The sequence below is a fragment of the Psychrobacillus sp. BM2 genome, assembly GCF_048572895.1.
Taxonomy (GTDB): domain Bacteria; phylum Bacillota; class Bacilli; order Bacillales_A; family Planococcaceae; genus Psychrobacillus.
Genome location: NZ_CP183878.1, coordinates 2,334,273 through 2,358,690, shown reverse-complemented (window position 1 = coordinate 2,358,690; position 24,418 = coordinate 2,334,273). Strand labels below are relative to the sequence as shown.

Sequence of the window (24,418 nt, the reverse complement as noted above, 5' to 3'; positions counted from 1 at the left end):
TTTATATTAATATTTATCCAATAAAAAGATTTAGAGTGTACATAAAATATTACAGTAAAATTTTTTAAACAATCTTTTATCTGTTATAATGCAAGTAGTTTAATTAGGAGTGAGCAAGTATGAATAATGATGAGAGACTGGCACGACAGAAAAAAATACGTAACTTTTCGATTATTGCCCATATTGACCATGGGAAATCGACACTTGCGGATCGTATATTAGAAAAAACACAAACAGTAACATCTCGAGAAATGCAAAGTCAATTACTCGATTCCATGGATCTTGAACGTGAACGCGGTATTACTATTAAATTGAATGCTGTTCAATTGACTTATAATGCAAAAGACGGGGAAGAATATATTTTCCATCTTATTGATACACCTGGACATGTCGATTTCACCTATGAGGTATCTCGAAGCTTAGCTGCCTGTGAAGGAGCTATTTTGGTTGTAGATGCAGCACAAGGTATTGAAGCGCAAACACTAGCAAATGTTTATCTTGCTCTAGATAACGACCTTGAAATACTTCCAGTTATCAATAAAATTGATCTTCCAGCAGCAGATCCAGAACGGGTACGAGCAGAAGTGGAAGATGTTATCGGTTTAGATGCTTCAGAAGCGGTTTTAGCATCTGCAAAAGCGGGCATTGGTATTGAAGAAATTCTGGAACAAATTGTAGAGAAAGTGCCTGCCCCAACTGGTGATCCCAATGCACCATTAAAGGCATTGATATTTGATTCACTTTTTGACCCTTACCGTGGGGTTATCGTTTATATTCGTATTGTGGAAGGTACCGTTAAACCTGGCGATACGATTAAAATGATGTCTTCAGGTAAAGAGTTCGAGGTAGTAGAAACTGGGGTATTTACGCCTAGAACAACGCAACGTGCTGAATTGACCGTTGGTGATGTTGGTTTCTTAACCGCTTCGATGAAAAATGTAGGTGACTCGAGTGTCGGTGATACGATTACTTTAGCTGTCAACCCTGCAATAGAGCCTTTAGCGGGATATAAAAAAATGAATCCAATGGTTTTCTGTGGATTATACCCGATTGACAATACGAAATATGTAGATCTACGTGAGGCGCTAGAAAAACTAGAACTGAACGACTCAGCATTAGAGTTTGAGCCGGAAACTTCTCAAGCATTAGGCTTTGGTTACCGTTGTGGTTTCCTTGGATTATTACATATGGAAATAATTCAAGAGCGTATAGAACGCGAATTCAAAATCGATTTAATTACTACGGCACCTAGTGTTATATATGATGTGAAGCTGACAAACGGAGAAATCCTAAAAGTGGACAACCCATCTATGATGCCAGATGTACAAAAAGTGGAAAAAATAGAAGAACCATATGTAAAAGCATCTATTATGGTCCCAGAAGATTATGTAGGTTCAGTTATGGAACTTTGTCAACGTAAGCGTGGAAACTTTATCACGATGGATTTCTTATCTAAATCGCGTGTTAATATTATTTATGAAATTCCGTTATCCGAAGTAGTTTACGACTTCTTTGATGCATTAAAATCAAGCACAAAAGGTTACGCTTCATTTGATTATGACTTAATCGGATATAAAGAATCTAAATTAGTGAAAATGGATATTTTACTTAACAGTGAAAAAGTAGATGCACTTAGCTTTATTGTTCATCGTGATTTCGCGTACGAACGAGGTAAGCTAATCGTTGAAAAGCTAAAAGCGTTAATACCGAGACAACAGTTTGAAGTTCCAGTACAAGCTGCTATCGGGCAAAAAATTGTCGCTCGTTCAACTATCAAGTCAATCGGTAAAAACGTCTTAGCAAAATGTTACGGTGGAGATATCTCTCGTAAACGTAAACTTCTTGATAAACAAAAAGAAGGTAAAAAACGCATGAAACAAGTAGGTTCTGTGGAAGTTCCCCAGGAAGCATTTATGGCTGTTCTGAAAATGGACGAGCCAAATAAATAATAAAACGAAGGGGGAGGCACTAGCAGCCTCCTTTTTCCTATATGGAAGAAGAAAGTAGGGATAGTTATGGTACGAGGCGTATATATACATATTCCTTTCTGTCATCAAATTTGTAATTACTGTGATTTCAATAAATTTTTCTTTCATAACCAACCGGTAGATGAATATATTGAATCACTTGGAAAAGAAATGGCATTGTGGGCAAATGATTTACAAAAAGCAGAAATTGAAACGATATTTATTGGGGGTGGTACTCCTACTTCTTTATCAGTAGACCAATTAGATCGATTATTGGAGCTGATTACCACATATATACCAATGGAGCATGTCACAGAATTCTCATCGGAAGCTAATCCAGATGAGCTGACACTTGATAAAATGCAAAAGATGCGCGAATTCGGTGTGAACCGGCTAAGTATGGGAGTCCAAACCTTTGATCAGGACCTTTTAAAAGTATTAGGAAGAACCCATTCTAATGATCATGTCTATGAAGTGATTGAACATGCCAAACAAACTGATTTCCCATCGATAAGTATAGATTTGATGTATGGACTTCCAAACCAAACGATGGATCAATGGAAAGCATCCTTGCAGGAAGCATTCCGCTTAAAAATTCCACATATTTCGGCTTATTCATTGTTAGTTGAGCCAAAAACAATCTTTTATAATCTACTATCCAAAGGGAAACTCTCTCTTCCAGGAGAAGACTTAGAAGCGGAGATGTATGGTTATCTTTTAGAGGAAATGAAAAGTCATGGTTATATTCAATATGAGATAAGTAATTTCGCATATGTAGGAAAAGAATCAAAACATAATTTACTTTACTGGAATAATGATGAATATATCGGTTTAGGTGCTGGTGCTCATGGATATGTGAATGGTAAGAGATATTCCAATCATGGACCAATAAAAAAATACATGCAGACAATCGATACGGGAGAACAACCTCTTATGATGCAAAAAGAAGTGACAAACGTGGAAAAAATGGAAGAAGAAATGTTTCTTGGTTTACGTAAGAATGAGGGTGTATCACTTGTAAAATTTGAGGAAAGATATGGTCTAACCCTTCGTGATGTTTACGGAAAAGAACTAGACGAGCTACTTCAGAGGGAATTATTAGTTCTGGAAAATAATTTTGTAAGACTGACTTCCCGTGGAAGGTTTATCGGAAATGAAGTGTTTCAATATTTCCTGAAATAATAAAGCTAAATCGTTGACAGTTTTCTGTAGATTTGATAAGTTTTATATGAGTATTAGCACTCTCTTTCAACGAGTGCTAACAGAGGTGATAATCATGCTAACAAACAGGCAATTATTAATATTGCAAGTAACGGTAGATGATTTTATCGAAACCGCTCAACCAGTTGGATCTCGTCAGCTTTCGAAAAAGGAGGAAGTACCATTTAGCCCTGCTACTATTCGAAACGAAATGGCAGATCTAGAAGAAATGGGCTTTTTAGAAAAAACGCATACTTCGTCTGGTCGCGTGCCTTCGCAAAAGGGCTACCGTTATTATGTCGATAATATGTTAACTCCACAAAGAATTTCGCAAAATGAGATAAAACAAATTCGTTCTATTTTTGAAGAACGTAAGGTGGAGACGGAGCAAATAATTCGTAAGTCCGCTGAAATAATATCGGAACTAACGAATTATACCTCTATTATGTTAGGCTTAGATGTGAGAAAACATCGTGTAAAACGGTTTTCTATTGTACCACTTTCAAGTGATTCTGCTGTAGCGATTATTGTTACGGACAGTGGTCATGTAGAAAATCGGGTATTTTCTATCCCAGAAAAATTCCAGGCATCAGACATCGAACGTATGGTCAATTTGATCAATGAACGTCTCGTAGGAGTATATTTGCATGAGCTTCCTGCAATGCTTGAAGCAGTTACTATGACAGTGTTGCAACAAAATAATGGCCGTCTGAATAATCTTTTTGGATCGCTCAACCAAGCGATGACTATTGAGCATGAAGACAAAGTGTATTATGGTGGGAAGCTTCAAATTTTAAACCAACCAGAATTTAATGATGTAGAAAAAGCACGAAGTATTATGAATTGGATGGATCATGTAAATCAAATTCCAGGTATTTTCCATTTGGATAAAAAAGGCATCCAAATCCGGATCGGCTCAGAAAATAATGATCTTGCCATGGAGGGATGTAGTGTTATTACCGCATCTTACGGCATTGGTGAAGAACAGATGGGTTCAATTGCTATTATTGGCCCAACCCGAATGGATTATAGAAGAGTCGTGTCATTACTAGATATCATGAGTGGTGATTTGTCTAGAGAATTATCTAGAATATTACATGGACATCATGGATAAGGAGAGTTGCAAATAATGGCAGAAATCAATGATGAGAAATTAGAAGAGCAAGAAGTAAAAGAGAATGTCCAAGAAGAACCTGAGCAGATAGAAGAAGTAGTGGAAGAAGTAGATGAACTAACTTTGACTAAACAGCAACTAGATGAAGAACAAGATAAGCTTATTCGCTTAAGAGCTGACTTTGAGAATTACAAACGTCGAGTACAACTAGATAAAGCATCCGATTATAAATACCGAGCCCAATCGGTTTTAATGGATATACTACCTGTTCTTGATAACTTTGAAAGAGCACTTGCGGTTGAAACAACTACCGAGGAAGCAGCTTCTTTAGTTAAAGGAGTGGATATGGTTTACCGCACTTTACTAGAGGCAGTAAAAAAAGAAGGATTGGAACAAATCGAAGCAGAAGGTGTTGCATTCGATCCAAACTTTCATCAAGCGGTAATGCAGGAGCAAGATGATTCAAAAGAATCTGGAATTGTGATTCAAGAGTTGCAAAAAGGGTACAAGTTAAAAGATCGTGTATTAAGACCTTCCATGGTCAAAGTAAATGAATAAGTAAAATATATATTCAAGTTATTTATTAGGAGGAAAACTAAATGTCTAAAATTATTGGTATTGACTTAGGAACAACAAACTCATGTGTATCTGTATTAGAAGGTGGAGAACCAAAAGTAATTCCGAATCCAGAAGGTAACCGTACAACACCATCTGTTGTAGCGTTTAAAAATGGAGAAAAACAAGTTGGGGAAGTTGCAAAACGTCAATCTATTACAAACCCAAATACAATTGCATCTGTTAAACGTCTAATGGGTACAAATGAAAAAGTTTCAGCTGAAGAAAAAGAATACACTCCACAAGAAGTTTCAGCAATGATTCTTCAATACTTAAAAGGTTTTGCAGAAGAATACTTAGGTGAAAAAGTAACGAAAGCTGTAATCACAGTTCCTGCTTACTTTAATGATGCAGAACGTCAAGCTACTAAAGATGCTGGTCGTATTGCCGGACTTGAAGTAGAACGTATTATTAACGAACCAACTGCGGCTGCACTTGCATACGGTTTAGATAAAATGGATCACGATGAAAAAATTCTAGTTTATGATCTAGGTGGCGGTACATTTGACGTATCTATCCTTGAACTTGGAGATGGCGTATTCGAAGTACTTGCAACTGCTGGTGATAACCGTCTTGGTGGAGATGACTTTGACCAAGTACTAATGGATTATCTAGTACAAGAATTCAAAAAAGAAAATGGTATTGATTTATCTAAAGATAAAATGGCAGTTCAACGTCTAAAAGATGCTGCTGAAAAAGCGAAAAAAGATTTATCGGGTGTAACATCAACTCAAATTTCACTTCCTTTCATCACTGCTGGAGAAGCTGGACCACTTCACTTAGAAGTAACAATGACTCGTGCGAAATTTGACGATTTAACTGCATCTTTAGTTGAACGTACAATGGTACCAACTCGTCAAGCGATGAAAGATGCAGGTTTATCCGCTTCTCAAATCGATAAAGTAATTCTTGTTGGTGGATCTACTCGTATTCCTGCAGTACAAGATGCGATTAAAAAAGAAACTGGCAAAGAGCCACATAAAGGTGTAAATCCTGATGAAGTTGTAGCAATGGGTGCTGCTGTTCAAGGTGGAGTTCTAACTGGAGATGTAAAAGACGTTGTACTTCTTGATGTAACACCACTTTCTTTAGGTATTGAAACAATGGGTGGCGTATTTACTAAGTTAATCGAACGTAATACAACAATCCCTACTTCAAAATCACAAACATTCTCCACTGCAGCAGATAACCAACCTGCAGTAGATATTCATGTACTTCAAGGTGAACGTCCGATGTCTGCGGACAACAAAACGCTTGGTCGTTTTCAATTAGCGGATATTCCACCAGCACCACGTGGTGTTCCACAAATTGAAGTAACATTTGATATTGATAAAAATGGTATCGTTAATGTTAAAGCAAAAGACTTAGGTACACAAAAAGAACAAAATATCACGATCCAGTCAAACTCTTCACTTTCTGATGAAGAAATCGAACGTATGGTTAAAGAGGCAGAAGCTAATGCAGAAGCGGATAAAGTACGTAAAGAAGAAGCAGAAGTGAAAAACGAAGCAGATCAATTAGTATTCATGACAGAAAAAACATTAAAAGATTTAGAAGATAAAGTATCAGAAGAAGAGAAAAAATCTGCTGAAGATGCAAAAGAAGAGTTAAAAGCTGCATTAGAGGCTGGTAACTTAGAAGATATCAAAACGAAAAAAGATAAATTAAATGAAATTGTTCAACAATTAACTATGAAATTATATGAACAAGCACAAGCAGACGCTGCAGCTAACGGAGAACAAGCTGGTCCAACTGATGACGGTGTAGTAGATGCAGAATTTGAAGAAGTAAACGACGATAAAGACAAGTAAGTTTGTTAAAGTAGTCGGTAAGCAAAAGTCAAAGACCGGTTCCGGCTTTGGCTTTTCTTACTGTATAGGAAATTAACTCGAATAACTTATAATCAAAATGGATGATTAAATTTTCAAAGTTTTGCTATTAGGATTTTGTACATGGTACAATTATTCCTATGTGCAAGTTAACAGAGCAGGAGAGTGAAAGATGAATAAACGTGATTATTATGAGGTTCTTGGTGTTTCTAAGAGCGCAACTCAGGACGAGATAAAAAAAGCATATCGTAAGCTTTCTAAACAATTCCACCCAGATATTAACAAAGAAGCTGGAGCAGAGGATAAATTTAAAGAAATTTCTGAGGCATATGAAGTATTAAGTGATGAGCAAAAACGTTCATCCTACGATCAATTTGGTCATGCAGGTCCTAACCAAGGATTCGGTGGATTTGGTGGTAGTGCAGATGGCTTTGGATTTGAAGATATTTTTAGTTCATTCTTTGGTGGTGGCGGTTCTAGACGACGTGATCCAAACGCTCCAAGAAAAGGGAGTGATCTTCAATATTCGATGACCATTGAATTTGAAGAAGCTGTGTTTGGTAAGGAAACAGAAATAGAAGTATCCAAAGAAGAAAATTGTGAAACATGTTCTGGAACAGGTGCAAAACCTGGTACTCAACCAGAAAAATGTTCGCATTGTAATGGACATGGTCAAGTAAATGTTACCCAAGATACTCCATTCGGTCGCGTACAGACTAAACGTGCATGTAATCACTGTCAAGGTACAGGTAAAATTATTAAAGATAAATGTGCTACTTGTCATGGTAAAGGAACAGTCAATAAACGCAAAAAAATTAAAGTTACTATTCCAGCTGGCGTTGATGATGGTCAACAATTACGCGTTAGTGGCCAAGGAGAACCTGGTGTAAATGGTGGTCCGGCAGGAGATTTATATATTGTCTTCCGTGTGAAGGCAGACCCACGATTTGAGCGTGAAGGCGACGATATTTATTACGAATTACCTTTAACGTTTGCACAAGCAGCACTTGGGGATGAAATTGAAGTTCCGACAGTACAAGGAAAAGTAAAACTTAAAATTCCAGCTGGGACTCAATCACAAGCGAATTTCCGTTTAAAAGGAAAAGGTATAAAAAATGTACATGGATACGGCGTTGGAGATCAACATGTAATTGTTAAAGTTATAACTCCAAAAAAATTAACAGAAAAACAAAAACAATTATTACGTGAATTTGCGGAAATCAGTGGAGATATTCCTGAAGAGCAAGGCAGTTCATTGTTTGATAAGATCAAGAAGACATTAAAAGGCGAGTAAAGGAGTTGGCGCAAGTGAAATGGTCTGAACTATCCATCCATACTACAAATGAAGCGGTTGAAGCTGTAAGCAATATATTGCATGAAGCTGGTGCAAGTGGTGTAGTTATCGAAGACTCGGATGAATTGGGAAGAGAACGTGAAGATGTATTTGGTGAAATTTATAGCTTAAACCCAGATGATTTTCCTGTAGATGGCGTACGCGTGAAAGCTTATTTATCTGAAACCAGTTTTTTATTGGAAACAGTGGAAGAGATCAAACTTGCTATCAACAATTTAACAAAATTCGATATAGACCTTGGACATAATGTTGTAACAGTCCAAGAAGTCGACGAAGAGGATTGGGCTACGGCGTGGAAAAAGTATTACCATCCAGTGAAAATCTCTAATCGTTTTACCATTGTACCAACTTGGGAAGACTATGAACGTGTGAACACGGACGAATTGATCATCGAGCTTGATCCTGGAATGGCATTTGGAACCGGTACACATCCAACAACAGTAATGTGTCTTCAAGCGTTAGAGAAAACTGTCCAATCTGCTTCAAGTGTTATTGATGTAGGAACTGGTTCTGGAGTCCTTTCTATCGGTGCTGCGAAACTAGGAGCATCTAAAATCCATGCACTAGATTTAGATGAAGTAGCCGTAAGATCTGCAATAGAAAATATTGCTTTAAACAAAGTAGATGATATTGTTCAAGTAACACATGGCAATCTTTTAGATAATGTAAATGAACAAGCCGACATTGTAGTAGCAAATATATTAGCTGAAATTATCATGACATTTACTAATGATGCATTTTCTATTGTAAAAGACGGGGGATTGTTCATCACTTCAGGAATCATTGCCAATAAAAAAGAGGATGTTCGCAATTCTCTCCAAGAAGCTGGATTTGAAATTGAAGAAGTTATGATGATGGAAGATTGGGTAACAATCATATCTAGAAAGCCTGTTAAATAAAGGGGATTGTCATGCAACGTTATTTTACAAATGAACCTATAAGTAGTGATAATATCGTAGCAATTACCGGAGACGATGCGCATCATATGATTCAAGTGATGCGCATGTCACCTGGCGATCAAGTGTTTGTTGTTACAAATAACCAAACCTACACGATGGAAATTATAGATGGTACTTCAAAAACTGTCCATTTAGCAGTAAAAGAAGTTCATGCCAATACCAATGAAATGCCCAAGAAAGTATCGCTTGTGTGCGGTCTTCCGAAAGGGGACAAGCTCGAGTTGATCACTCAAAAGGCAACAGAACTCGGAATGTATGAATTATTTCCATTTGAAGCAAAAAGATCTATCGTAAAATGGGATAAGTCCAAAAACGAGAAGAAGGTATCTCGATTACAAAAAATTGCTAAAGAAGCAGCAGAACAATCTCATCGTTCTGCTATCCCACAAATACATAATCCAATCTCTTTAAAAGAGTTGGTAGAAATATCAAAAGCCTTCGAAATAAAATATGTAGCAGATGAAGAAGATGCAAAGATAGAAGAACGACAAAAGTTTGCTGAACAATTAAAAAAAGTGTATGATAAACAATCGATACTCATCGTATTTGGTCCAGAAGGTGGACTAGATCGAGAAGAGATAAAGCTATTATTAGAAAATGATTTTCAGACAATTGCGCTAGGACCTAGGATTCTTCGAACTGAAACTGCACCGTTATATGCGCTGTCAGCAATTTCTTATGAATTTGAATGAAAGAGGTGTGAGAACTTGTCATCCGTTGCATTCCATACGTTAGGTTGTAAAGTAAATCACTATGAAACTGAAGCTATATGGCAATTATTCAAAGAAAATGGGTATAGCCGTACAGAATTTGAAAAACAGTCAGATGTATATGTTATTAATACATGCACTGTAACAAATACAGGGGACAAAAAAAGTCGGCAAGTTATTCGTCGTGCTATTCGTCAAAATCCAGACGCTGTTATTTGTGTAACTGGTTGTTATGCACAAACCTCTCCTGCAGAAATTATGGCAATACCAGGAGTAGATATTGTAGTAGGTACTCAAGAACGCACCAAAATGTTGGATTATATTGAGCAGTATAAAACAGAACGTATGCCGATCAATGCTGTAGGAAACATTATGAAAAATCGAGTATATGAAGAATTAGATGTGCCTTCTTTCACGGACAGAACCCGTGCGTCCTTAAAAATCCAAGAAGGCTGCAATAATTTCTGTACGTTTTGTATTATCCCTTGGGCTCGTGGTCTTATGCGGTCAAGAGATCCAGAAGAAGTGGTTAGACAGGCGCAGCAATTAGTAGATGCCGGATATTTGGAAATAGTTCTTACAGGTATCCATACTGGTGGATACGGAGAAGATCTAAAGGATTATAATCTAGCTCAACTATTAAGAGATATTGAAAACAACGTGAAAGGTTTAAAGCGACTGCGTATTAGTTCGATTGAAGCAAGCCAATTATCTGATGAAGTAATCGATGTCTTAAGAGATTCTAAAATTGTAGTAAGACATTTGCATATTCCTATTCAATCTGGTTCAGATACTGTATTGAAAAGAATGCGTAGAAAATATACAATGGAGTTTTTTGCGAATCGATTAGATCGTTTAAGAGAAGCTTTGCCTGATCTCGCTATTACTTCGGATGTTATTGTAGGATTCCCTGGTGAAACAGAGGAAGAATTTATGGAGACGTTTAACTTTATCCGTGACCAAAAATTCTCCGAGCTCCATGTATTCCCATATTCAAAACGCACTGGAACACCTGCAGCAAGAATGGACAACCAAGTAGATGAAGAAGTGAAAAATGAGCGAGTTCATCGATTGATCACATTAAATGATCAGTTAGCTGTAGAGTATGCTTCTAGATTTGAGGGTGAAGTACTAGAGGTTATTCCAGAGGAAGCCTATAAACTAGATTCTGCATCTAATATGGTTGAAGGTTACACTGATAATTATTTAAAGGTCGTAATTCCTGGATCCGAAGATTTAATCGGTAAATTAGTTCGTGTAAAAATTACGAAAGCTGGATATCCATACAACGAAGGACAATTCGTTAGGATTCTAGATGAAATAGCAGAATTAGTATAAATATCAAAACCGGTGAATATATTTCACCGGTTTTTTTTTGAAAGATAAGAAGTTATATGAAAATGTACTGTGAACACTGGGTATTCGGCGCTTTTAAAAATGAATAATACTATGATTTCCGTTTCGGATGGACGCTTTCTGCGGGGTGAGCGATGAGCTATCGTCTTCGCTAATGCGTCGATGTGATAGCTATCTGTCTCTCTCATCCCGCCGGAGTCGCCATTTTTCACTCCAATCAATCAGTGTGAAGTACTCCACTAGAAAATTCAGCATAGCTTATCGCTAGGATGATAAGATTGTTCAAATTTTAGAAAGTGATCAAATTATTTGTCAACGCTCTTGCATTAGAAATGCGAGAGAAATCTTCAAAAAACAACTGGTAATAGGAATAATAATAAGTCTGTCCAGAGCCCTTCGAAAACGATAAAAACAGGTTTTGATCTTTAAGGACCGGGCATTTTTTTTGCCCGGTTTTTTTGTATAAAGATACTGGATTCTATTTGTTAGTTAAATATACTGTTTTAATATAAGAAAATAGTTAGGAGGTTATACTTTGGGAACAATTACGGGTTTATTGCCAGGTTTATTTTTAATTTATTGCCAGGTTTATTATTTTTAATTTATTTCATTCCGATAATTTTTGTAATCTGGTTCATGATTACTATAGTTGGACAGCTAAAGACTCAAACAAAGTTGCTTCATCAAATTCATGAGAAATTAGATAGTACGGAATAAATGCTAATAAGTAAAGAAAAATACAATGATTTCCGTTTCACGTGGACGCTTTCCGAGCACTGGGTCGAGCCCTTAAGAGAATTCTACTACTGATAAGAATTTTATCTTGAATATAATTTGCTTGTTTGGCATGAAGTAACATGTGGATATGGTAAATCTTTTTATTTCAGACTGGATTTACTATGGATATTACATACAGATACAAGCAAAATAACCACTACACTTGCACTATACTGCTTACTAAGGGTATTATTAAGAGGTACGTACATCTTGAAAGGGGAAAGACAAATGACTGAAAATATTGCAGCATTAATAGATCATACATTATTAAAACAAGACGCAACTAAAAACCAAATTGAAAAACTATGTGAGGAAGCGAAAACGTATACCTTTGCATCCGTATGTGTTAACCCTACATGGGTAAAATTAAGCGCATCTCTATTAAAAGAGAGTCCAGTGAAGGTTTGTACTGTTATTGGATTTCCTTTAGGTGCTAGTACTACTGCTGTTAAAGCATTCGAAACAACAAATGCTATTGAAAATGGTGCAGATGAAATTGATATGGTATTAAATGTTGGTGCATTAAAAGACCAAGATTATAACCTAGTACAAAAAGATATCGAAGCAGTGGTAACTGCGGCAAAAGATAAAGCGATTGTTAAGGTTATTTTAGAAACTTGTTTATTAACAAATGAAGAAATTATCAAAGCAAGCGAATTATCTAAAGCAGCAGGTGCAGACTTTGTAAAAACTTCTACCGGTTTTTCTACTGGAGGAGCAACAATTGAAGCAGTTAAATTAATGCGTGAAACTGTAGGACCGAACTTAGGAGTAAAAGCTTCTGGTGGAGTAAGAAGCTTGGCTGATGTTGAAGCGATGGTTGAAGTTGGAGCGACAAGAATTGGTGCAAGTTCTGGAGTAGAAATTGTAAAAGGTTTAGAAAGTAAATCTGATTATTAAATTATGACGTGGCGTAATTGCGTCCGGATTTTGAATGTAGACTAGCCCTGCTTAGTGGATGATTTAGCTGGAAGTTTAAACTTTCGGCTAAATTAAGTTAAATTTATCTCAAAGTATTGACCAAGTCTCTACTATACGGTATAATTTTTTAGTACATAACACTTGGTTATGTACTTGACGTGTGTTCGGAGGGAGGGAAAAAGAGATGTCAAAAACTGTCGTTCGTAAAAACGAATCGCTTGAAGATGCTCTTCGCCGCTTCAAACGTACTGTATCTAAAAGTGGTACAATTCAAGAGGTTAGAAAGCGCGAGTTTTATGAAAAACCAAGCGTAAAGCGTAAAAAGAAATCTGAAGCTGCCCGTAAACGTAAATTCTAATTAATTTAAATTTACAATGCTTCGATGCTATGGTTTCTAAAACCTGAGCGGAAACGTAAAAAGAAATCAGAAGCTGCACGTTAACGTAAGTGGTATTTTATCCCAACCATCCCTACGTTCCAAACACGTACTTTATGATTAAAATTTACAATTATGTAAACCGAGAAAATTTATTTTCTCGGTTTATTTTTATTTTATGAAACTTTTTGATAGTTCCTTCGTAAATAGGAGTATACATATGGAAGAAAGGAGGTTAAGTGGTGAAATTGTCTCGTTATATCATTTCTCTTTGTTTATTGCTTTTATCATTTGGAATGATGATCCCTACATTTACTGCACAAACTAAAGAGGTTTATAAAGTACCAATTTACAAAGAAGTAGAAAAAGGATTGTATGCTTTTCTGAAACGTTCTATCCATGAAGCAGAAGAAGCTGATGCTGAGGCAATTATTTTCGAAATCAATACCCCAGGAGGCTTTGTAGATTCTGCAGAAGATATTGCTAATTTATTGGACTCCACATCGATTCGTAAAATTTCTTATATTAACTCAGAGGCATTATCAGCTGGTGCCTATTTAGCGCTTCATACCGATGAAATCTACATGTCTCCAAGTGGAACAATCGGTGCTGCAGCAGTGATCGATAGTAGTGGAAATACGGCAGATGAAAAAGCAAACAGTGCTTGGAAAGCTAAAATGAAAAACGCTGCCGAACTAAACGGGAAAGATCCTCTATATGCTCAAGCAATGGCAGATGATTCAGTTGACTTACCTGAATACAGAGCCCCTGTTGGCAAATTATTAACTCTTTCTTCAGCTGAAGCCCTAGAGGTTGGCTACTCAAAGGGGACAGTTAAATCATTCGAGGAGCTACTCCAGGTTACAGATCTTGCAGGTGCGAAAGTTGTACACACAGAGGAAACCTTTATGGAATCGCTTGCTCGTTTTATAACAAATCCAATCATAGTACCAATTTTATTGTCTATAGCTAGTTTGGGTTTGATCGTCGAGCTTTATTCGCCTGGATTTGGCGTCGCTGGTACAATGGGACTTATCTCGTTAGTTCTGTTCTTTTTTGGACATTTGGTTGCAGGTCTAGCTGGATATGAAACAATAATTATTTTTGTTATTGGTGTCATACTTATTATTGGAGAGTTCTTCCTGCCCGGAGGAATTAGTGGTATATTAGGGGCGGCAGCTATTATTGTAAGTATAGTATTAGCTGGTGGCGATATTGAGCAAATGATTATCGCTGTTATAATTGCTTTATCAGTAGCTATAGTGGGAATGGTGATTATTATGAAGTTTTTTGGTAAGCAACTAAAAGTGTTGAATAAAGTGATTTTGTCGGATGCGACAACAACGGAAAAAGGATATGTTTCCAATAAGAATCGAGTGGAACTAGTCGGAAAAGTTGCCGTGACCATGACGCCACTTAGACCTTCTGGAACTATACGTATCGATAATGAAAGAATTGATGCAGTTTCAGATGGAAGTTTTATTGGGAAAGACAAACATGTTAAAATTATTAAAGTAGAAGGCTCTCGTATAGTTGTACGAGAAGCAGTAGAAGGGGAGGCAACAGAATGATTACAGGATCAACAATTACTTTAATCGTCGTTATTGTACTTGCATTTATAGTACTATCAGTATTTTTCACATTTTTCCCAATTACGCTATGGATTTCTGCATTAGCGGCAGGGGTAAAAATTAGTATTTTTACATTAGTAGGAATGAGGTTACGTCGAGTTATTCCTTCTCGTATCGTCAATCCGTTGATCAAAGCACATAAAGCAGGCCTAGATGTAGCTATCAATCAGCTGGAAAGTCATTACTTAGCTGGTGGTAATGTTGACCGTGTTGTTAATGCTTTAATTGCTGCACATCGTGCAAATATTGAACTTTCATTTGAAAGAGCAGCAGCAATTGATCTGGCGGGTCGTGACGTTTTAGAAGCAGTTCAAATGTCAGTAAATCCAAAAGTTATTGAAACACCATTTATCGCAGGTGTTGCGATGAACGGTATTGAAGTAAAAGCAAAGGCACGTATTACAGTTCGTGCAAATATTGACCGATTAGTCGGTGGTGCAGGTGAAGAAACAATCGTAGCCCGTGTAGGGGAAGGGATTATTTCTACAATTGGTTCTAGTGTGAGTCATGAAAGAGTACTAGAAAATCCAGATTTAATATCTCAAACGGTTTTAGCAAAAGGCTTAGATTCCGGAACAGCTTTCGAAATTCTATCGATTGATATTGCGGATGTTGATATCGGTAAAAACATTGGTGCAGAATTACAAACGGAGCAAGCTGAGGCAGATAAGAAAATTGCTCAGGCAAAAGCAGAAGAACGTCGTGCAATGGCTGTAGCATCTGAACAAGAGATGAAAGCGAAAGTTGTAGAGATGCGTTCGAAAGTTGTAGAAGCGGAAGCTGCTGTTCCATTAGCAATGGCTGAAGCGTTACGAGAAGGTAATATTGGTGTGATGGATTACATGAATTACAATAATATCAAAGCAGATACTGGTATGAGAGATTCTATTAGTAAAGTTGGCGGAGATAAACCTTCTACCGACGAGCTAAAATAATTGCGGAAAGGAGCCGATCTCCTTGGAAGCTTTCATTCCTATAATCATCGCAGCACTTTTAAGTCTTTTCTTTAAAAAGAAAGAACCCGAACCCGACAAAAAAACTGTTGAAAAACCTGTAAACAGAACTCCAATGCGTAAAACTGTTTCAGAAAATCCCTTTAAAGAATTAGGTGATTTTGCTAAACAGTTTACGAGTGAAAGGCAGCAGGATATGAAAACCAAGCCTCCTATCGCGAAAGAAGTTCCTGTAGTAGAAAAATTGGAGAGAGAAGTTAAACGTGATCAAGGGGTGGCTAGAAGTTCAGGTAGATTAAGCACTCATCAAAAGAATATACCTGTAACAGTATCTACTCCAGTAGTCGACAGCTTAATACCTAGCAGAAAAGACGAACTGATAAAAGGAATTATTTTTTCTGAAATACTTGCTCCACCAAAATCCAAAAGATAACTCATGAACACCCCTTTGCATGCATAAATTCATGTAAAGGGGTGTTTTTTTGTGAAGCAATTATTTCCACTCCATGCGAGTATTATGGTAGATAGTTTTGATGATATTATATTGGATTATGCATTTTCATTGGTTCGCTTAAAAGAAAATAGTATTGTCTGTACGTATGACCATTTTCTTTTAGAAATTCATGCCGAAAGCCTGCACATAAAATCTATGTCTAGCGATAGGCTACATCTTCATGTGCATAATCTTCAGTTCTTTAATCTAACTAGGAAGGAAAAAACGGTATGAGGCGTCTTATTAAAATACATGCACCAATTTCTACAGATCAATTTACGCTTTATAAAAGTTTAAAGGAACAAAATATCGAAGTGTACCAGCTTCATACAAACGAGAATCATATAAGTTTTTCGATTCAAGCAAAGGATTTGCAGGCTTTTAGGAAAGTAAGAAAAAAACTGAAACTGTCGATCAAATTAGAGGATGATTTAAAAGAGAGTACCATTTCTATTTACTCGGCATCTGTTATAGGAGTCTTCTTTTTTTTAGTAATCCCAGTATTATTTTCGCAATTTATCTGGAACATTCATATTGATTCGGATTCACCTGAAAGTAACATATTGCTAACTGAACAATTAAAAGAAATTGGTATTAAAGAGAGAATGATTGCATCTAAACTGCCAGCGGAGCAAGAGATACGTCAAAATATATTATTAAAGCATAAAGAGTATTCTTGGGTACACTTTTCAAAGTCAGGCGCTAACTTTACAGTGACTCCAATGATGGCACCTCCGCAAACAGAAAGAGTAATTGAGGATGCACCTGCTGTAAATCTTGTTGCAAAGAGAGGTGGAGTTATAACAGACTTTTCTCTATTAAAAGGTGTGAGAGCAGTCGAAAAGAACATAGCTGTGAAAAAAGGAGATGTCCTAGTAAATGGGTTTGTAACCCAAGGAAACAATAGGATTATTACGAGTGCGGAAGGAAAGGTATATGCCAGTTACTGGATAGAGCTTTCATTTGAGCTTCCAACACAAGTTGCTGTCATTAATCCAAACGCCAAAGAATTGGTTATACAAAAAAAAGTGGATGACAAACAGATGTTTTGGAAGGAAATACAACTTCCTGCTTTCATTCAAAAGTATGTTCAGGCTGGATATGTACAGAAGAATCATCAAATAACCTATTCACTGACAGAGGAATCCATTGAACGTCTTATACGCCCGCTACTATTTCAAAAAATTATTAAAGAATTACCTACTGGAACGCAATTATTAGAAGATAAAGTTTTACAGGTATCAATACAAGATGATAAAGTAAAAGGGAAGATACTTTTACTGATTAATGAAAATATTGCAATACCACATGTTATACCCCAAGGAGACGAAGCATGAGCGAAACTAAACAATTAGATATTAATTTACAAGATCCAGCTGAAGCGGTAATGCTGCTTGGCATCTCGGATAAAAATGTAAAGCTTATTGAGGCAGAACTAAAAGTTCAACTGATTACTAGAGGTGAACAGATTCAGATTATTGGTGAAGAAAAAAATGTAGAAGACGCTAGGCAGCTGATGATTCAACTATTGGCAGTTATTCGAAAAGGCATAAATATTAATTTGCGCGACGTATCTTCTGCTATTGAGATGAGTTTGAATGGTACAATTGAGTATTTTTCTAGTTTGTATGATGAAGAAATTGCGCGAAATACAAAAGGTAAAGCTATTCGAGCGAAAACAATAGGACAACGAGAGTATATCCAAGGAATAAGACATACTGATCTTACTTTTGGTATTGGGCCAGCGGGTACTGGAAAAACGTATTTAGCAGTAGTAATGGCAACACAAGCACTTAAAAATGCTCATGTGAAAAAAATCATTTTAACACGTCCAGCAGTCGAGGCAGGTGAAAGTCTAGGTTTTCTACCTGGAGACTTAAAGGAAAAGGTAGACCCTTATTTAAGGCCGTTATATGATGCACTGCATGATGTGTTGGGGACAGAACAGACAGATCGTCTGATGGAAAGAGGAACGATTGAAATTGCACCTCTAGCTTATATGCGAGGTCGTACGCTAGATGATGCTTTTGTTATTTTAGATGAAGCTCAAAATACAACAAAAGCTCAAATGAAAATGTTTTTAACACGTCTTGGATTTGGATCTAAAATGGTAATCACGGGTGACAAAACTCAAATTGATCTACCAAAAGGTGCAGAATCTGGTTTAATCGTTACCGAAAAAATATTAAAAAATGTTGCAGGAATTCATTTTCAATATTTAGAGCAAGGGGATGTAGTACGTCACCCACTAGTTGCTAAAATTATACAAGCATATGAAGAGCAATAATAATTTAAAGCAACTAAAAAACGAAAAAAAAGAAGCTTAGTCCTCTTTGTTTAAAGCGTGTTTCTATCGTTTTCAATGGGCTTTGAACAGACTTATCGCTGTTTTTTGGAGATGTTGGTCGTGTCTGACGTCACGACCAGCATCTCTTTTTTCGGTAATTTTATTGCGTTTGTCCCGCATTAACGGGCAGTAGATAACCGCCCTTAAAAGCCCGAATAGTTCAGGCAACAGGATGTTGGTTACTCAGGCATTGCCGCACGACGCGGCATTATTTGCCTGAGTTCATTTTCAATCAGTGGGAAAAAGCCCCACTGATTGAAAATGAACTTTTTATGTCCGTCACCTATAACTCCTAGAAACAGGTTAGTGCGTTTTTGGATAAACTAGAGAAAAGATACTTTCCAATTCAATGAGGCGGATGGCAGTCTAAGTATGCGACAACGCGATTGCAACGACTGCCTGACCCTCGTGTGGGCCCAGAAGATACAATTTCTTTCGCTATTTCACTTCTTTATTTGGTAAACACATACTATTTCTTGTATTTCCACTAATATAAAAGAAAATCTAGTTTCTTCCTCCAGCATTAAAGAATAATATTCCCATGAACCCAGTGTTCATGGGACATTTTTTTACTTGCTTAATCTTTGTATTAGGGAAATATTAGTGAATTGTGAAAAGAATAAGGTATAATGGAATAACCAGTAGGTGGGGGGATGAGAATAAATGAAAAAAATCCTAATAAAGTGGAGAGAATGGAGAAATCATAAGTATCTTCCTTTCATCGTCACTATTATTACAGCCATATGCTTGTTCTTTTTATTGATAGGAAATGTAAAGGAAAGTAAGTATGATTTTCAGTTGTTCCAGCTTTCACCTGACACTATAAGAGCAGTTAAAACAATGGAAGACTCCGTGAAAACAGAAGAAGAACGTAAAAAAACAGAGCAAGAAGTTCCGGTTGTTTATCAATTTCAAGACGAAACCGCTGCTAACCAAGCGGCGATAATAGAGTCTGTTTTTGATAGTGTCTTGCATGTAAAAGAAAATGCAAATCCAGAAGAGGATACAACGGCAACTTTAGTAGGAAAACTGAAAAAAGAGATGGAAGAATTAGCAGAGAATGCGAGTTATGTACCTCTAAATGATGATATGTTAGCCATCTTGATAAAACAAAATAATATCATTTTGGACGATTCAAAAACGAAATTAACCGAACTTGTGGAGACGATTTTAAGTGAACCAATTCGTTTGGAAAATATATCTATTTCAAAAGAGAAAATTGGACAGCAAGTAAATAACACTTTTATTTATTCCCAAGATTATAAAAATGTGCTCGCGAGTATTGCAAAAACCTCCATTGTTGCAACAGAGGTAATAAATGAGAGTTTAACGGAGGAACGTATACAACAGGCGAAAGCAAGCGTTGAACCGACTCGTATACTTCAGGGGCAAATACTCGTTCAAAAAGGCGAAATTATTGATAGAGAGGTCTATCGACAGCTTGAGTTGCTGGGTATGCTTACGAATAAAGCATCCTATAAGCCATATCTTGGGGTAGCTGTATTTGTCGGACTAACTATGTGGGTGTTATTTGGACAAACAATTATTAGAAAAGAAAAAACTATTAATAATTCCAAAAATTTAATAGTTGTTGCTTTTAGTGTCATTTTGTCCGTATTAATGATGAAGGTAATTCAGTCCGTAGCTTATAATTTTGATGTAATTATAGCGTTTTTATTTCCTACAGCGATGGTTGCGATGTTGGTTTATTTATTGGTCAATGAACGTGCAGCTTATATTTCTAATTTTGTGTCTGCCGCATATGCTGGTATTATCTTTCAAGAAGGCTATACAAACGTATTTCAAATGGAAGCTTCGTTATACATATTATTTGGAGGGGTTGCAGGTATTTTCGCGATGCAACGGATGCATACAAATTCCCAAATATTACGCTCGAGTCTAATCGTTTCTTCTATTAATATTGTGTTTATAATATTTTATTTATTAATGACGAAGGCTTCCTATGAATTTACAGATATATTATTTTATGTAGGAGCAGCTATACTGTCTGGGGTACTATCTGGTGCTATGACTATTGGGATACTACCATTCTTTGAATCTTTCTTTGGCATTCTATCTACTATGAGACTCATTGAATTATCCAACCCTAACCATCCTTTGTTGAAGAAAATATTAACCGAGACACCCGGTACATATCACCACAGTTTAATGGTGGCAAATTTAGCAGAAGCTGCTTGTGAAGTAGTTGGTGCTAATGGGTTACTCGCACGAGTTGGTTGTTATTATCATGATATAGGGAAAACAAATCGGCCAGGATTTTTCATCGAAAATCAAGTAAACGGTTATAATCCACATGATAATTTGTCTCCAGAAGCAAGCAGAGATATTATTATTGCACATGCAGTGGATGGTGCGAAGATTTTGCGGAAACATAAATTACCGAAAGAAATCGTAGATGTAGCGGCGCAGCATCATGGTACAAGTTTGTTGAAATTCTTTTATTTTAAAGAAAAAGAGACAAATAGTAATGTGAAAGAAGAGCAATACCGTTATCCAGGTCCAAAACCGCAAACAAAAGAAATCGCGATTATTTCAGTAGCTGATAGTGTAGAGGCGGCTGTTCGCTCGATGAAAGAGCCAAATGCTGATAAAATTCAAAAAATGATACAGTCTATTATTAAAGATAAATTATTAGATGGGCAATTTGATGAATGCGATCTATCTTTAAAGGAAATAAAGAAAATGGAAGAAAGTTTTTGTACAACGATGAATGGAACATTCCACTCTCGAATTGAATATCCCAAATAATGAAGTGAGGAGCTTAAAATATGCTAGAACTAGATTTGATGGATGAAACAAACTCTGTATCCGAGGAGACTATAGCTCTTGTAGGTAAAGTATTACAGTCAGCAGGAGAACAGCTTTCAGTTAAAGATAGCAGTGAGGTTAGTGTGACCTTTGTGTCGAATGATACTATCCAAGAGATTAATAAAACATATCGCAACAAGGATGTTCCAACCGATGTTATCTCCTTTGCTATGGAGGAAATGGGTGAGGGGGAAATAGAAATTTTGGACGCTGATATTCCGACTATGTTAGGGGATATTATCATTTCTGTACAACGTGCAACGGAACAAGCAGAATCTTATGAGCATTCTTTTGAACGGGAATTAAGCTTTTTAGCGGTTCATGGGTTCTTGCATTTATTAGGATATGATCATGGGACGGAAGAGCAAGAAAAAGAGATGTTTGGCTTACAAGAATCTATTCTACAAGCTTTTGGGTTAAAACGTGAAGGCCATGAACTTTCGTAAATTTTTTCGTTCCTTTTTATATGCTGCAAATGGAATTTATCATGTAGTAAAAAGTGAGCAAAATTTTCGGTTTCATGTATTTTCTGCAATAGTTGTTGCGATAGCCGCATGGATGACAGGATTATCTCAAATAGAATGGATAATCATTGTAGTATCGATTTTCGGTATGTTCATGATAGAATTAGTAAATGCGTCCATAGAACGTGTTGTCGATTTGGTGACGCCGGAATTACACCCATTAGCTAAACAAGCTAAAGACTTAGCTGCTGGAGCGTGCTTAGTATATGCTATTTGTACTGTAATTGTTGGTTTAATCATATTTATCCCGAAATGGTCGGGTATCATATTATAGAGGTGAATCAGTTGAATAAAGAAATGTTATTAAAAGCATCCATAACTGCAAGAGAAACTGCGTATGTCCCATATTCTAAATTTCCAGTAGGAGCAGCACTTTTAACAAAAGATGGAGAAGTAATTCTTGGCTGTAATATCGAAAATGCATCTTTTGGATTAACAAACTGTGCAGAGCGTACAGCAATCTTTAAAGCAGTATCAGAAGGGAAAAAAGAGTTCGCTGCTATTGCTATTTCTGGCGATACAGAAGGACCTATTTCTCCTTGTGGAGCATGTAGACAAGTTATAGCTGAGTTTTGTGATAAAGATATGCCTGTTTACTTAACAAATTTAAAGGGAAATGTGTCGGAAACGACGGTTGCAGAATTATTACCTGGAGCCTTTACAACGGAGGATTTAGATTATGCTGCAAAACAATGAAAATTATAAATCAGGATTTATATCGATAATAGGTAGACCAAATGTAGGGAAATCCACATTTTTAAATCGAGTAATTGGGCAAAAAATTGCAATTATGAGTGATAAGCCCCAAACTACTCGAAACAAAGTACAAGGTGTTTTAACTTTAGAAAATAGTCAAATGATATTCATCGATACGCCTGGGATCCATATTCCAAAACATAAACTTGGTGACTTTATGCTTAAGGTTGCTAAAAACACTCTTCGTGAAGTAGATGTGATTATGTTCATGGTCAACGCAGTTGAACCAAGAGGAAAAATTGATGAGTATATTATGGAAATGCTAGAAAAAAATGAAACACCAGTATTTCTTGTGATCAATAAAATTGACCAAGTACACCCTGAAAAGTTAGTTGATATTATTGAATCTTATACAAAGAAATATGACTTCGCAGAAATTCTTCCAATCTCTGCTTTACAAGGTAATAACGTCGATAAATTACTGGAAACAATTCAATCATATTTACCACAAGGACCTCAGTACTATCCTGCAGATCAAGTGACGGATCACCCAGAAAGATTTATCATTTCTGAGCTAATCCGTGAAAAAGTTTTACATTTAACGAGAGAAGAAATTCCACATTCTATTGCTGTTGTAATCGATAAAATTAAAAAAGAAGAAGATACTGAAAAAGATATGATTCGTGTTTCTGCAACGATTGTAGTAGAAAGAGATTCACAAAAAGGGATTGTCATCGGTAAAAAAGGTGCTTTACTTAAAGAAGTTGGGACAAGAGCACGTAAAGATATTGAAATGCTTTTAGGAACAAATGTTTACTTAGAGCTTTGGGTAAAGGTACAAAAAGATTGGCGAAATAAATCAGCCCATTTGAAGGATTATGGTTTTAGAGACGACGAGTACTAAGAAAGAAGGGAAGGCAATTGCTACAAAAAGTAGAGGGTATTGTCTTACGAGCTTCTTCTTATGGCGAATCCAACAAAATCGTTACCATTTTTTCACGTGAATTAGGGAAGAGAGCGGCTATGGCTCGAGGGGCAAAGAAACCAACGAGCCGTTTAGCCTCTATCTCACAGCCTTTTACGTACGGCTATTTTTTGATTCAGCAAGGAAGAGGAATGGGGACTTTGCAACAAGGTGAAATTATTGACTCTATGAGATCTATTAGAGAAGATATTTTTGCTACAGCATATGCAAGTTTTATCATGGAATTAGTAGATAAGTTAATCGATGATGAAGCGCCCAAGCCACATCTATTTGAAATTTTGCAGCAGGCATTACATGCTATTTCAGAAGAATATGATCCAGAGGCGATTAGTTTGTTTGTGGAATGGAAGCTTCTTCCTACAGCAGGTATTTATCCAACCCTTCATCAATGTACTAATTGCGGTGCAACAGATGGAGAATTTGCTTTCTCTTTTTCTCAAATAGGATTTCTTTGTCATCGATGTTTTTCAATTGACCCATATATCATAAGACTTTCTCCATCTCAAGTGAAGCTTATCCGAACCTTTTATACAGTTCCTATTGATCAAGTAGGTAAGCTGACACTCAAAAAGGAAACAAAGGGCTTTATTAAAAAAATTGTCCGAACTATTTATAGTGAACAAGTCGGAATAAGATTAAAGTCACAACATTTTTTAGATCAAATGGAGAAAACCCCAGAATTTTTTACACCACGTAAAGAAGATCCAAGTCCCGAAGAAGAATAATTCTTTGGGCTTGGATTTTTTTTATTGTACAGAAAAGCAATGTGGTGTTTCACTAAG

The 24,418-nt window shown here is 36.5% G+C and carries 23 protein-coding genes; all 23 read left to right on the top strand.

Features of this window, described 5'->3' with window-relative positions; translation table 11 throughout:
* Positions 1-119: 119 nt before the first annotated feature.
* On the top strand, positions 120-1,949 hold the full coding sequence (gene lepA, locus ACN6MX_RS11530) for a translation elongation factor 4 (RefSeq protein WP_419959062.1): 1,830 nt from the start codon (positions 120-122) through the stop codon (positions 1,947-1,949).
* A 66-nt stretch (positions 1,950-2,015) separates the two neighbouring features.
* The gene (gene hemW, locus ACN6MX_RS11525; RefSeq protein ID WP_419959061.1) at positions 2,016-3,149 is read left to right on the top strand and encodes a radical SAM family heme chaperone HemW; all 1,134 of its coding nucleotides are present in this window, start codon (positions 2,016-2,018) and stop codon (positions 3,147-3,149) included.
* 94 nt (positions 3,150-3,243) lie between these two features.
* Complete coding sequence (gene hrcA, locus ACN6MX_RS11520; protein ID WP_419959060.1) at positions 3,244-4,281, top strand: heat-inducible transcriptional repressor HrcA; 1,038 nt, start codon at positions 3,244-3,246, stop codon at positions 4,279-4,281.
* A 15-nt stretch (positions 4,282-4,296) separates the two neighbouring features.
* The gene (grpE, locus tag ACN6MX_RS11515) at positions 4,297-4,839 is read left to right on the top strand and encodes a nucleotide exchange factor GrpE (protein ID WP_419959059.1); all 543 of its coding nucleotides are present in this window, start codon (positions 4,297-4,299) and stop codon (positions 4,837-4,839) included.
* A gap of 41 nt (positions 4,840-4,880) precedes the next feature.
* Positions 4,881-6,707: a molecular chaperone DnaK gene (gene dnaK / locus ACN6MX_RS11510; RefSeq protein WP_419959058.1), complete on the top strand. Its 1,827-nt coding sequence runs from the start codon at positions 4,881-4,883 to the stop codon at positions 6,705-6,707.
* Positions 6,708-6,897: 190 nt separating this feature from the next.
* Positions 6,898-8,019, top strand: coding sequence for a molecular chaperone DnaJ (gene dnaJ / locus ACN6MX_RS11505; protein ID WP_419959057.1), 1,122 nt, complete (start codon positions 6,898-6,900; stop codon positions 8,017-8,019).
* A gap of 14 nt (positions 8,020-8,033) precedes the next feature.
* Positions 8,034-8,978 (top strand): 50S ribosomal protein L11 methyltransferase, encoded by a 945-nt coding sequence (prmA, locus tag ACN6MX_RS11500; RefSeq protein ID WP_419959056.1) that lies wholly within the window; start codon positions 8,034-8,036, stop codon positions 8,976-8,978.
* An 11-nt stretch (positions 8,979-8,989) separates the two neighbouring features.
* The gene (locus tag ACN6MX_RS11495) at positions 8,990-9,730 is read left to right on the top strand and encodes a 16S rRNA (uracil(1498)-N(3))-methyltransferase (protein WP_419959055.1); all 741 of its coding nucleotides are present in this window, start codon (positions 8,990-8,992) and stop codon (positions 9,728-9,730) included.
* Positions 9,731-9,745: 15 nt separating this feature from the next.
* Positions 9,746-11,086, top strand: a complete 1,341-nt coding sequence (gene mtaB / locus ACN6MX_RS11490) for a tRNA (N(6)-L-threonylcarbamoyladenosine(37)-C(2))-methylthiotransferase MtaB (protein WP_419959054.1) — start codon at positions 9,746-9,748, stop codon at positions 11,084-11,086.
* Positions 11,087-12,109: 1,023 nt separating this feature from the next.
* Complete coding sequence (deoC, locus tag ACN6MX_RS11485) at positions 12,110-12,781, top strand: deoxyribose-phosphate aldolase (RefSeq protein ID WP_419959053.1); 672 nt, start codon at positions 12,110-12,112, stop codon at positions 12,779-12,781.
* 205 nt (positions 12,782-12,986) lie between these two features.
* Entirely contained in the window at positions 12,987-13,160 is a 174-nt protein-coding gene (gene rpsU, locus ACN6MX_RS11480; protein WP_016426884.1) for a 30S ribosomal protein S21, read from the top strand.
* A 314-nt stretch (positions 13,161-13,474) separates the two neighbouring features.
* Positions 13,475-14,749: an NfeD family protein gene (locus ACN6MX_RS11475; protein ID WP_419962609.1), complete on the top strand. Its 1,275-nt coding sequence runs from the start codon at positions 13,475-13,477 to the stop codon at positions 14,747-14,749.
* Positions 14,746-15,744: a flotillin-like protein FloA gene (floA, locus tag ACN6MX_RS11470; protein WP_419959052.1), complete on the top strand. Its 999-nt coding sequence runs from the start codon at positions 14,746-14,748 to the stop codon at positions 15,742-15,744. The genes ACN6MX_RS11475 and floA overlap by 4 nt, the downstream gene beginning before the upstream one ends.
* A gap of 22 nt (positions 15,745-15,766) precedes the next feature.
* A complete protein-coding gene (locus tag ACN6MX_RS11465) occupies positions 15,767-16,195 on the top strand; it encodes a hypothetical protein (RefSeq protein WP_419959051.1) in 429 nt (142 codons plus the stop codon).
* Between the two features lie 51 nt (positions 16,196-16,246).
* Complete coding sequence (locus tag ACN6MX_RS11460) at positions 16,247-16,489, top strand: hypothetical protein (RefSeq protein ID WP_340779415.1); 243 nt, start codon at positions 16,247-16,249, stop codon at positions 16,487-16,489.
* The gene (locus ACN6MX_RS11455; RefSeq protein ID WP_419959050.1) at positions 16,486-17,592 is read left to right on the top strand and encodes a sporulation protein YqfD; all 1,107 of its coding nucleotides are present in this window, start codon (positions 16,486-16,488) and stop codon (positions 17,590-17,592) included. Before ACN6MX_RS11460 ends, ACN6MX_RS11455 begins: the two co-directional genes overlap by 4 nt.
* Positions 17,589-18,542, top strand: coding sequence for a PhoH family protein (locus tag ACN6MX_RS11450; RefSeq protein WP_090563828.1), 954 nt, complete (start codon positions 17,589-17,591; stop codon positions 18,540-18,542). The genes ACN6MX_RS11455 and ACN6MX_RS11450 overlap by 4 nt, the downstream gene beginning before the upstream one ends.
* A gap of 723 nt (positions 18,543-19,265) precedes the next feature.
* Positions 19,266-21,371, top strand: coding sequence for an HD family phosphohydrolase (locus tag ACN6MX_RS11445; RefSeq protein WP_419959049.1), 2,106 nt, complete (start codon positions 19,266-19,268; stop codon positions 21,369-21,371).
* Between the two features lie 20 nt (positions 21,372-21,391).
* The gene (ybeY, locus tag ACN6MX_RS11440) at positions 21,392-21,877 is read left to right on the top strand and encodes an rRNA maturation RNase YbeY (RefSeq protein ID WP_419959048.1); all 486 of its coding nucleotides are present in this window, start codon (positions 21,392-21,394) and stop codon (positions 21,875-21,877) included.
* Entirely contained in the window at positions 21,864-22,229 is a 366-nt protein-coding gene (locus tag ACN6MX_RS11435) for a diacylglycerol kinase family protein (RefSeq protein ID WP_419959047.1), read from the top strand. Before ybeY ends, ACN6MX_RS11435 begins: the two co-directional genes overlap by 14 nt.
* Positions 22,230-22,240: 11 nt before the next feature.
* Positions 22,241-22,651, top strand: coding sequence for a cytidine deaminase (locus tag ACN6MX_RS11430; RefSeq protein WP_419959046.1), 411 nt, complete (start codon positions 22,241-22,243; stop codon positions 22,649-22,651).
* Positions 22,635-23,555, top strand: coding sequence for a GTPase Era (era, locus tag ACN6MX_RS11425; RefSeq protein WP_090563818.1), 921 nt, complete (start codon positions 22,635-22,637; stop codon positions 23,553-23,555). The genes ACN6MX_RS11430 and era overlap by 17 nt, the downstream gene beginning before the upstream one ends.
* A 17-nt stretch (positions 23,556-23,572) precedes the next feature.
* Positions 23,573-24,361, top strand: coding sequence for a DNA repair protein RecO (recO, locus tag ACN6MX_RS11420; protein ID WP_419959045.1), 789 nt, complete (start codon positions 23,573-23,575; stop codon positions 24,359-24,361).
* Positions 24,362-24,418: the final 57 nt, after the last annotated feature.